This window comes from Embleya sp. NPDC050493 (assembly GCF_044458105.1).
GTDB lineage: Bacteria > Actinomycetota > Actinomycetes > Streptomycetales > Streptomycetaceae > Embleya.
In genome coordinates, this window is record NZ_JBITHP010000009.1 from 277,992 (window position 1) to 286,454 (window position 8,463).

Sequence of the window (8,463 nt, forward strand, 5' to 3'; positions counted from 1 at the left end):
CACAGCAGATGAGAGGCCCTTTCCGGGAGACCGGAAAGGGCCTCTTTCGTACCCGCTGTAGCAGCGGATGCAGCAACCGGCCGGCCACGACGGGTGGACGCCGTGCCGGCGAGCGCCGAACCGACGGACGGCAACTCGGCGCTTGCGCGCCGTCGTACGTGGCCGGTCGGAAGACGGTGGGAAGACGGGTATCGCCACACGCGCACGTCCTTCGAGCGCCGCGGCCCTGGCGACTGCGGGCCCTCCGCCGGGCATTTCAGCCAACGCACCCGCCCGGCAAGGTAGTCGTGGCAATCGGTGCGGACCCCGTCGCACGCCGTCGTCCTGATCAGCCGCCGGCCGGCCCCATCGCCGCCGGCGCCGAGTGGCGGGCCCGCCGCCGAACCGGTCCGAATGGCTGAAGGACCGTTCGATACCCGGACGGCGGGGCACCCGTTCCTCCTCGGAACATGTTCTCCAGGGAGGCCGGATTGCCCGCCAGCCACGTCGTACCCCGGTCGCGCCGGGGGGTGCTGCGGACGAAACCCGTGGACGCGATCCTCGAGGAGAGCTCCGGCGGAGGGGACGAGGAGGGACCCGCGCTCCGGCGCACCATGGGGTTGCTCGAACTGACCTTCTTCAGCGTCGGCGCGACCCTGGGCACCGGCATCTTCGTGATCCTGGGCGAAGCGGTGCCCAAGGCCGGCCCGGCCGTGGTGATCTCGTTCGTGCTCGCGGCGGTCACCGCACTGTTCTCGGCGCTGTCCTATGCCGAACTCGCCGGGACCATCCCGGTGTCCGGCTCGTCCTACTCCTACGCCTACGCCACGCTCGGCGAAGGCATCGCCTGGGTGTGCGGCTGGTGCCTGCTGCTGGAGTACGGCGTGTCGATCTCCGCCGTCGCGGTCGGCTGGGGGCAGTACGTCAACGAACTGCTCGACTCCGCCCTGGGCGTGAGCCTGCCGGCCGCGATCAGCCAACCGCCGGGCGACGGCGGCAGGTTCAACGTCCCCGCCGTGATCGTCGTACTGCTCGCGGTGATCCTGCTCGTGCGCGGCGTCTCGGAGAGCGCCGTGGCCAACACGATCATGGTCTTCATCAAGCTGATCACCCTCGCGTTCTTCTGCGCCATCGCGTTCACCGCGTTCGAGGCCGGCAACCTGTCCCCGTTCGCGCCACTCGGCGTGGCCGGGATCAGCGCGGGCGCGTCCCAGGTGTTCTTCTCCTATATCGGCTTCGACGCCGCGTCCACGGCGGGCGAGGAGGCCAAGAACCCGCGCCGGGACCTGCCGTTGGCCATCCTGATCTCGCTCGCGATCGTCACGGTCGTCTACGTCGCGGTCGCCCTCGCCGCGCTCGGCGCACTGCCCTGGCAGGAGTTCGAGGGCAGCGAGGCGACACTGGCGAAGATCGTCACCGACGTGACCGGCGGCTCGTGGGCGTCCACGATCCTGTCCGCCGGCGCGATCATCTCGATCGCCAGCGTTGTGCTGACCGTGCTGTACGGGCAGACCCGGATCCTGTTCGCGATGTCCCGCGACGGCCTGATCCCGCCGATCTTCGCGAAGGTGAATCGGCGCACCCAGAGCCCGGTGGCGAACACGCTGATCACCGGCGCATGGGTGGCCCTGCTCGCCGCGCTGGTCCCGCTCGGCCAACTCACCGAGGCGACCAGCATCGGCACCCTGTTCGCGTTCGCGCTGGTCAACATCGGGGTGATCGTGCTGCGCCGGACCCGACCCGACCTGCCGCGCGGCTTCACCGCCCCGTTCTTCCCGCTCACCCCGCTCCTGGGCGTCGGCTTCTGCATCTACCTGATGGCCCGGCTCTCCGGGACCACATGGCAGGTCTTCCTGGTCTGGATGGCCGTCGGCGTGGCGATCTACTTCCTGTACGGCTACCGGCACTCGCGCTGGCGCGCCGAGACCGAGGGTGTCGAGGTGGACCGGTGAGCGGCGAGGGCACGCGGATGCGGGTCGTGGTGGGGTGCCGGCCGGAGCCGCGTGCCCGGGACGCGCTGGTGCTGGGCATGCTGCTCGCCCGGCAACTGGGCGCGGGAGTCGTGCTCGCGCACGTGCGCCCGCCCGCGCTGCCCGGTGCCGGGGTCGGCGCCGTGGACGCGGAGTGGCGCGCGTTCCTGCGCGAGGAGAGCGATCGGCTGCTGGACGACGCTCAGGACCGACTTCGGGATTGGGCACCGGAGTTGCCGGTGGAGCGGGCGATCGACGACCACCGCGGCAGCGGCCGGGGGCTGGCCCGGATCGCCGAGCGACACCGCGCCGCGCTCGTGGTGATCGGCCCGGCCCCGGGCGGGCGGACCGCGCGCGTGGCCCTCGGCAGCACCGCCGACCAACTCCTGCACGGCTCACCCGTGCCGGTGGCACTCGCCCCGCGCGGCTTCGCCGACCACCCGCCGCCCGGGATCGCCCGATGCACGATCGCCTACCAACGCGAATCGCAACCGAGCGGAGTACTCACCTGCGGCGTGGAGTTCGCCCGCCGACTGCACGCGGACGTGCGGCTGCTCACGTTGGTGCTGCGACCGGTGCGGCTGTACTCCGGCAAACAGCACCGGGCCGCCGAACACCAGGTGCTGCGCACGGCGCGCGAGCAGGCCCGCCAGGACCTCGCGGCGGCGATGCACGAGATCGAGGTGCCGGCCGACGGCGAGACCGCCGAGGGCGACGACGTCCGCACCGCGCTGGACGCGGTCACCTGGGCCGACGATCTGCTGATCTGCGCATCCGGCAGGGTCGGCCCGGTCAAGCGGGTCTTCGTCGGCGACGCCTCGCACAAGATCGTCCGCAACGCCCGCACCCCGGTCATGGTCCTGCCACGCGGCGTCCGCGCCGACCTCTGGGACGTCTCCTGATCCATCGGCGACCACGGCTCCCGGGCTGCTCCGCCCGCCGGGCCGGGCCGACCCACCAACCCGCCGGCGCCGGCGCCGCACCGATCCGTCGGGCCCGACCAGGACCCGCCGAGCCCGCCGATTCCCGCGCACCCGGACTTCACCGAGGCCCACCGACACCCACCAGCCCCGCCGACCCGCCCTCAGGCCGCCGGCACCGCCGTGACCCGTTCCGCCTTCTCCGCGGCCGCGTCGCCCACCCACCGCGACGGCTCCGCGGCCACCTCACGCCACCACGGCTCCACCGCGCTGCCGTCCACCAGCGCCGGCTCGAACAGCGCACCGGGCCGCGGGATCACCAGGTCCGTGCCCATCGCCCGGGCCGCCGCCACCGACCGCTCGGCCGGCTCCTCCCACGCGTGCGGCGCCAGATCGAACGTGCCCCAATGGATGGGCAACATCAACCCGCCACCGAGATCCGCATGCGCCTGCACCGCGCCCTCCGGGTGCAGGTGCACCTCCGGCCACGCCTCCGCGTACGCGCCGGCCTGAATCATCGTCAGATCGAACGGTCCGTGCTCGCGCCCGATCCGTGCGAAGCCCGGGAAGTAGCCGCTGTCCCCGCTGTGGAACACCCGATGCCCGGGCCCGGCCACCACCCACGACGCCCACAGCACGGTGCCGAGCACCCGCGCGCCGCGATTGCAGTAGTGCCGAGCCGGCGTCGCGGTGAAGGTCAGCCCGGCGACCTCGCCCGCCTCGTGCCAGTCCAACTCGGTGATCCGGTCCGCGGCGATGCCCCAGCGCTCCAGGTGTGCGCCGATGCCCAGCGGCACCACGAACGCCGTATCGCGCCTGGCCAGCGCCCGGATGGTGGGCATGTCGAGGTGGTCGTAGTGGTCGTGCGAGATCACCACGACGTCCGGGTCGGGCAGGTCGGCGAAACGCACCGGCACCGCGTGCAGCCGGGCCGGGCCGAACGCCGCCGACGGCGAGCAGCGCGTGCTCCAGATCGGGTCGAACAACACTCGAACGCCGTCCATCTCGACCAGCACCGTCGCATGCCCGAGCCAGCAGGCGCGCAGCCCGGTCAGCGACGCCCGGGCGAAGTCCGACGCGGACGTGGTGACCAGCGGAATCGCGCCGGCCGGCCGACGCAGCCCGGCCGCGGCCTTTTGCGCGCGCAACATCTTGCCGACCGCGCCGGGGCTGCCGCGGCGGGTCGGCACGGGATTTTGGAAGGCACCGTCCCGGAAGTGCGGGGATCGGCGGATGCGCGCCAACCGCTCGCCGGCGGGTCTGGCGCCGAAGACCGCGGGAGTCGAAGACGTGAAGAAGTGCCCGGCCACATGGACTCCTCGGGCAAGCGGGGCCTTCGGCCGACCGTGATGGGGCCGGACCGGCGACCGGTGATCGGGATGAGTGGAGATTAACCCGGCGTCCGAGGCTGAAACGTCGTCCCGGGGGAGGGGCCGCACCCGCACCGCTCCTCCGTTCGGAGTAGGGGATGACCGCACACGGGAGCGCTTTGCCCGACAACGGCCCCCTCGGTCCCGGGTTGCGCCGTCCGAGTGAGCGAAGTTGCACCACACCGGCCCGGTGGCTGTCGGCTCGCGTGAGTAGGGTCTTGCCATCGCCACGGGGGATGACGGCGCATCAGTCCCCTTGTCCGGCACGGTTCCAGCGCCCCGTCGCGAGGTCCGCGACGGCAGTCCACAACAGCGGGGCCCGCAACCACGCCGCCCGCGGCGGCGGCATCCCCGCACAGCCACCACCACAGTCACCGCATCCCGAACAGAGCAGCGGAGCCGAGGAGTCGTCATGTCCGAGACCCGTACCTACCTTGAGCTGTCCGAAGAGGGCGACGGCGCGCACAAGTACTACGAGGTCGTCGTCGACGGCGTCGACGTCACGGTCACGTACGGGCGGATCGGGGCCAAGGGCCAGACGAGCACGGCCACCCACGCCAGCCCGGAGAAGGCGCAGGCGGACGCGAAGAAGAAGGTCGCGGCGAAGCTGCGCAAGGGCTACGAACCGGCCGTCCAGGGCGTGCGCCAGCCGCGCTCGATCACCCGCCGCGAGATCGTGTCCCGGCCGACCACGGCCCGCAACTCGGCGCCGGTGTTGTGGCGCTACCGCACCGGCTCCTCCGCGTTCGGCATCTTCGTGGACGCCGAGCGGGTGCTGGTCGGCAACCAGCGCGGCGACGTGTGGTTCCTCGACCACAGCGGCGAGGTGACCGGCCGCTACCAGCTGCCCAACGGCGTCAAGTGCATCGTCGCGGACGACTCGTGGATCTACGCCGGGTGCGACAACGGCAACGTGTACGACGTCGGCGGCAAGGCCCCGCGGGTGGCCTACGAGATCACCGACAACATCGACATCTACTGGCTCGACATCCACGACGGCGTGCTGGGCGTGTCCGACTCCAACGGCGGCTGCACCACCATCGACCACGAGGACGAGTCGTTGTGGGCCGCGGCGACCAACGGCACCGGCGCCTGGATGGTGCGCTGCGACGAGAACGCGATCTACCACGGACACAGCGCCGGGGTGCAGGCGTTCGCCGCCGCCGACGGCAAGGAGATGTGGCGGGCCAAGACGAAGGGCAGCGTGCTCTTCGGCTGGCAGGAGAAGGACGACGTGTACGCCGGCACCTCCGTCAACAAGGTGCACCGGATCGCGAAGTCGGACGGCACGATCCGCACCACCTACGACTGCGACGCGTCGGTGTTCTCCTGTGCGACCGCCGAGAACGGCAAGTACGTGTTCGCCGGCGACAGCTCCTCGACGGTGTACTGCTTCGCCGAGGACGGCAAGCGGTTGTGGAAGCTGGGCACCACGTGCGGCTCGGCCTACTCGATGCAGTACCGCGACGAGCGGCTGTACATCGTCACCACGGACGGCTCGCTGGCCTGCATCGACGTGAGCGAGGCGGCCATCGAGGCGGCCCAGGGCGGCACCGTCCCGCAGGTGCGCGACGTCAAGGCGGCCACGATCGAGGCCGTGGTGCCGACCACCGAGGTGGCCACCACCACCGACGCGGGCACCGGCGTCGTGGTCGAGTGCGTCGACCAGGGCGGCGGCCGGCTGCGGGTGCACGTGGTCACCGCGGGCTACGAGAGCGGCTGGAACGTGCAGTTCCCGAAGAACGTGCGGGTCGCCGGTGCGCGCTACGTGGTGGACGCGGTGCGTCCGGCCGAACGCGGCGGCTTCTACCGCGTCCGCGGTGAGATCCGCCGACTGGTCTGAGCCGATCGTGCGCCCGCCGCGACGGCGGGCCCGGACCGCGACGCCGAAGGGCGGCGCCCCCGTGGGGAGCGCCGCCCTTCGGCGTGGTCGAGCCGGCGAACCGGACGATCAGGGCTGCTTGTGCTCGGCCGGCTCACGCTGCTCGGCGGCCCACCCGGTGAGCGGCGGAGTCGCATCCCCCGCCTTGCGCTTGGCCATCGCCGCCACCCGCTGCTCGTGCCGGGCGCCGAACAGCTGGGGCAGCGTGGGCGTGGTCAAAAAGCCCTCGGCCCGGGCCGCCGCGATGCCGATCCGGGGCAACTCGCTCGCCTTGCGGAAGCAGATGTAGCGCGGCTCCCAGATCGGCCGGTACTTCTCGTTGGCCCGGTACAGCGACTCGATCTGCCACCAGCGCGAGAAGAACACCAGGACGGTGCGCCACAGTCGCAGCACCGGACCCGCGCCGAGCTTGTTGCCGCGCTCGAAGACCGAGCGGAACATCGCGAAGTTGAGCGAGATCCGCTCGATGTCGATCGGCGAGGACTGCTCGGGAGCGGCCTCGGCGTCCGGCTCCGGCGCGCGGCCCTTCCCCTTGCCCTTGGCGGGCTTGGCGTTGGCCGCGGCGTACGCCTTCGCACCCTCTATCACGTCGAGCACCATGAACTCGATCAGACCGTTGTCCGAGTCCCGGTCACGGCGCATCAGGTCCAGCGAGACGCCCTTGCAGCCCCACGGCACGAAGCTGAGCACCGCGCGCAGCCGGCCCTCGTCGTCCATGCACTCGACCATCAGGCAGCGCCCGTCGTCGGGGTCGCCCAGCCGGCCCAGCGCCATCGAGAAGCCGCGCTCGGTCTGTCCGTCCCGCCAGTGGTCGGCGAGGTCGAGCAGCTCGCGCATCTCGCCCTCGGGAATGTCCTCGTGCCGGCGCACCCGGGTGGTGTACCCGGCCCGCTTGACCCGGTTGTACGCCTGCCGGACACCGCGCATCGCGCGGCCCTCCAGGCTGAACTCGGCCACCTCGACGATCGCCTCGTCGCCCAACTCCAGTGCGTCCAGACCGTGTCGGGCGAAGATCGTGCCGGCCTCCTCGCTGGCGCCCATCACGGCCGGCACCCAGGCACGGTCCTCGGCCTCGGCCAGCCAGCGGTCGATCGCGCCGGGCCAGGCCTCGGGGTCGCCGATCGGGTCGCCGGACGCGAGCGAGACGCCGCCCACGACCCGGTAGGCGACCGCCGCCTTGCCGCTCGGCGACCACATGACCGCCTTGTCCCGACGCAGCGCGAAGTAGCCCAGCGAGTCGCGCTCGCCCTGCTTGTCGAGCAGCTCGCGCAGCAGCACCTCGTCGTCGGGGGTGAGCAGTTCACGGCCCTTGGGCGCGCGGAACAGCACGAACAGCACGAGCAGGAACAACGCCACACCGGCCACGTTGATCACGATGTCGACCCAGCGCGGTACCGAGACCGAGCCCAGGTCGCTGTCCGGCGCGAGGGTGAAGATGCGCAGCACCGCGTACAGGATCCGGTCGCCCATGCTCGACGTGGAGATCCGGTCGGTGGCGTTGACCAGGGTCGAGCCCAGGACCACGCCGACCACCGCGCCGCCCGCCAGCACCAGGCCGGCCTTGAGCACGTTGCCCCGGTCACCCTTGGCGCCGAACTCCGCGAAGCTCAGCAGCAGTGCGACGCACACCAGGAGGGTGATGATCGTCGAGGACCAGTTGAACGGGTGTTGGCGCAGGTCGTCGAACCACAGCGCCCAGATGTACACGGCGGTGGACGGGACCAGCAGGATCGCCGTGAACGCCCAGGCGGCCCGCTTGCGCCGACCGAGCATGATCGCGAGGAAGGCGGCGAGCGCTGCCGACGTGAAACCGGACGTGACCAGGAACGGGGTGTAGTACTCACCGGTGTCGTGGTGGCGCACCCGGTCGCGCAGCGGAACCGAGGCCGCCGACACGAAGTCCAGCGCCGCCACGATCCGCAGGTACCAGATCAACACCCCTGCCGAGATCCCGCGCACGCGCTCGGCAGCCGGGGTGCCGGTGCCGTTCTTGTTGTGGCCGTTCGCGGCGGCCCGCGTCGTGGCAGACACCGTGCTCCTCGATTGTGGGGTGGTGGAAGGGTCTCCTGTGTCTTATGTCCAGGATTGCGACTCTTCGTAACGCTCGCACAACAGCGTAGACATGCACCAAGAGATTTGGATGCGCACGACGGCCCTTTGTACGTCATCCCACGGAGGGATACCCGATCGTTTGCTACTCCCCATGGTGGAGAAGCTCGGTTCGGACGCACGGCGGGGCCGGTGGGGGAGCCTGGGACACCCCCCTCCGGCCCCGCGGGGTTGGCGGGGGGTGCCACCGCCTGACTCAGGCCCCCGGCGGGAGGGGGCCGGGGGGCGGCCAG

At 71.6% G+C, this 8,463-nt stretch carries 5 protein-coding genes; 3 read left to right on the forward strand and 2 right to left on the reverse strand.

Translation table 11 applies throughout. The features are described from left to right. Positions 1–449: 449 nt before the first annotated feature. Together ACIBM5_RS20290 and ACIBM5_RS20295 are read left to right on the forward strand one after the other, a co-directional pair. A complete protein-coding gene (locus ACIBM5_RS20290) occupies positions 450–1,931 on the forward strand; it encodes an amino acid permease (RefSeq protein ID WP_396008125.1) in 1,482 nt (493 codons plus the stop codon). Beyond that, positions 1,928–2,851 (forward strand): universal stress protein, encoded by a 924-nt coding sequence (locus ACIBM5_RS20295; RefSeq protein WP_396008126.1) that lies wholly within the window; start codon positions 1,928–1,930, stop codon positions 2,849–2,851. Before ACIBM5_RS20290 ends, ACIBM5_RS20295 begins: the two co-directional genes overlap by 4 nt. A 182-nt stretch (positions 2,852–3,033) precedes the next feature. On the opposite strand, the gene ACIBM5_RS20300 is transcribed toward ACIBM5_RS20295, so the two are convergent. Next, positions 3,034–4,179: an MBL fold metallo-hydrolase gene (locus ACIBM5_RS20300; RefSeq protein ID WP_396008127.1), complete on the reverse strand. Its 1,146-nt coding sequence runs from the start codon at positions 4,177–4,179 to the stop codon at positions 3,034–3,036. 472 nt (positions 4,180–4,651) lie between these two features. Between ACIBM5_RS20300 and ACIBM5_RS20305 the strand changes: the two genes are divergently transcribed. Further along, on the forward strand, positions 4,652–6,082 hold the full coding sequence (locus ACIBM5_RS20305; protein ID WP_396008128.1) for a WGR domain-containing protein: 1,431 nt from the start codon (positions 4,652–4,654) through the stop codon (positions 6,080–6,082). A gap of 108 nt (positions 6,083–6,190) precedes the next feature. Here ACIBM5_RS20305 and ACIBM5_RS20310 read toward each other — a convergent pair whose 3' ends face one another. Next, positions 6,191–8,152: a phosphatidylglycerol lysyltransferase domain-containing protein gene (locus tag ACIBM5_RS20310; protein WP_396008129.1), complete on the reverse strand. Its 1,962-nt coding sequence runs from the start codon at positions 8,150–8,152 to the stop codon at positions 6,191–6,193. Between the last annotated feature and the right edge of the window lie 311 nt (positions 8,153–8,463).